Origin of the sequence: Methylobacterium goesingense (assembly GCF_022179225.1) — a bacterium.
Lineage (GTDB): Bacteria > Pseudomonadota > Alphaproteobacteria > Rhizobiales > Beijerinckiaceae > Methylobacterium > Methylobacterium goesingense.
The window spans coordinates 1-2414 of the sequence record NZ_BPQL01000233.1; the positions used below are offsets into that span (position 1 = coordinate 1).

The 2414-nt window shown below is 68.6% G+C and carries 3 protein-coding genes; 1 reads left to right on the top strand and 2 read right to left on the bottom strand.

Annotated features, from left to right (window positions below; genetic code table 11):
• Window positions 1-684, bottom strand: a 684-nt coding sequence (locus tag MFF30_RS25450) for an amidohydrolase family protein (protein WP_238283024.1), incomplete at its 3' end; no start/stop codon positions are given.
• Window positions 685-824: 140 nt separating this feature from the next.
• On the bottom strand, window positions 825-1835 hold the full coding sequence (locus MFF30_RS25455) for a hypothetical protein (RefSeq protein WP_238283026.1): 1011 nt from the start codon (window positions 1833-1835) through the stop codon (window positions 825-827).
• 327 nt (window positions 1836-2162) lie between these two features.
• On the opposite strand from MFF30_RS25455, the gene MFF30_RS25460 reads away from it, so the two are divergent.
• Window positions 2163-2414 (top strand): GntR family transcriptional regulator (locus MFF30_RS25460; RefSeq protein WP_238283028.1); only part of this gene is annotated, 252 nt, incomplete at its 3' end.

Below are 2414 nucleotides of genomic sequence, written 5' to 3' on the forward strand. Positions count from 1 at the left end.
CAGGGCCGCGCTCTCGCGCATCAGCCGCTTCGTCACGTTGAAGGGCGAGCAGGGCGCGAGGCCGATCTGCACCATCGCGCCGGGCTTGCGATCGTGGAACAGGCGCAGCACGCGCTCGCTGTCGGCCAGGATCGTGTCGTCGTCCTGGGTGAGGCATTCGGGGGGCAGGCCGCCGTCGCGCTCCGACAGGCTCATGGAGCCGCGGGTGACGAAGGCGCGGATGCCCAGCGCGCGAGCCTCCTCCACCTGGATGTCGACGGAGGATTCGAGCCCCTTGGGGAAGAGGTAGTGGTGATCGCCCGCCGTGGTGCAGCCGGAGAGCAGCAGTTCGGTGTAGGCGAGACGCGTCGCCAGCCGGAACGCCTCGGGGGTGATCCGGTCCCAGACGGTGTAGAGCGCCTTCAGCCAGGGAAAGAGCGGTTTGTTGATCGCCACCGGATGGGCGCGGGTCAGCGTCTGGAAGAAGTGGTGGTGGGTGTTGACGAGGCCCGGGATGATCACGTGGCGCGCGGCGTCGAAGGTCTCGTCCACGGGGGCGGCGGGCGCCGCGCCCGCCCGCACCCGCTCGACGATGCGGGTGCCCTCGACGACGAGGCCGCCGGCGGAATCCTCGGCCAGAATCGCCAGCGGGTTCCGGATCCAGAGTCGTTTCGGCGCGCGGGTCTCGACCATGCTGTCCGTCATGCCCTCGCTCATTTCCTTACCCTTGGGTCTGGACCGGCCATCGGGGCGTCCGTGGGCCCTGCCCGCCGGTCGCGCCGTGAAGCGCGCGGCGGGAGTGCGATGCGGCCGCGCTGGCGCGACGCTGGAGGCTGGCCCTGAGATCAGAAGACGTGGAAGGCGACGCCGGCCAGGAAGCTTTTCTCCTCGGTGCCCTTGAAGTCGACCCGCTCGACGTTGCCGAACTTGTTGTGCCAGTACTGGAAGCCGATGAACACATCGACCCGGTTGGGCTGGTTGTAGATCAGCTTGCCTACATCCAGAACCAGGTTCGTGCGCGACAGGAATTCCAGGCCCGTCTTCGGATTGAACGCGAAGGCGGCCGGGTTGTCCACGCCCCGGCCCTTGGGCAGCACGATGTTGTTGAAGCCCGCGATGCTCAGCGGCAGCCCCGTGAAGGTCAGCGGGAAGTTGTAGACGATCTCGAACTCCGGCACGACGTCGAAGCTCGTGTAGCGGTCCGCCCCCAGGTTGAAGCCGTTGCGGTTCCATTCCTTGTAGGCGTGCACCGAGGCGTTCAGGAAGCCCGCCGGCACGTCGAAGGCGAAGTTCAGCCCCCCCACCACGTCGCGCTTCTTCGAGCCGAAAGCGTCGTTCTGCGCGTTGGCGTCGAAGCCGAAGGCCAGCGACACGTCCTTGACGATCCCCGGCACCACGAAGGCCTTGGTGCCGGTGAGCGCGTTCAGGCTCAGCGTCCCCCGGTACAGCCCGTAGGCCTCCGTGTTCCCGTAATCGTACTGGGCAAAGCCCCCCGGCGCGTTGGTGGTGCCGGCGGGAAACTGCGCACCCGACTTCAGGATGTCGAGGGAGAAGAAGTTCGTCCCGTAGGCCCAGGCATCCGCGTGCGACAGGTTCAGGATGTGCTTGGGCGCGTCCTGGTTGCGAAAGCTCCCGTCCGCCCGCTGAACCTGGCTGCCAGGGTTCGCCGCAGGGAACTGATACCGGTAGCTCACCTGCGTGTCCGAGAAGAGGAAGAAGCCGGACGGCACCTCCGCGGGCACGATCGGCGCCTTCTCCTTCGTGAGGTCGGCGGACAGGGCCGGCGTCAGATCGGCGAGGGTGATGGCAGCGATGGCGGCGGCGGCGACCCGTCGTGCGCGTGTCGTGATCGTCATAACGTCCCCCGCGGGTCCGAACGCCCGTGGGGAAGCGGTTGAGCAACCGATATGCCACCGCACCGGTCCACGTCCGATGCCCGCCGCAGCGGGACAAATCTGCAACACAGGCGCGGTGTCCGGAGGGGGCGCGGGCCTCTAGCGCGGCGCGGCGACCAATGCGGGCCAAGCCCGTTCGCGGCACAGACTGTTTTAATCCGCTGGTCCGCAAGTTTTTTGATCACGTTCGCGTTATCGTTGTGCAGGGAAGTTTTCCGGCGTCGCGGCACGGCCGCGACGGCGTCGGGGATAGCCCGGCGTTGCGGGCGCGCGCCACTCGGCCCTACGATGCCCGCACGCCGCCGGTCGCATCCGGCCCCGGCGCTCTCCAGCATCGAGATCCCCTTGCCCGCGTCCCAGACCCGTGCCGAGCGCCTGGCCGACGAGATCGCCGGCGAGATCCTCACCGGCGCCTTCCCGCCGGGGCTGCACCTCGACGAGCAGGTCCTCGCCCGGCGCTTCGGCGTCTCGCGGACGCCGGTGCGCGACGCCCTGCGCCTGCTGAGCGGAACCGGGCTGATCGATCTGCGCCCCCGCGCC

What these genes read in the sequence shown, in the direction of transcription:
- MFF30_RS25455 (WP_238283026.1), bottom strand. Translation starts at nt 1,835, where the DNA reads ATGACGATCACGACACGCGCACGACGGGTCGCCGCCGCCGCCATCGCT.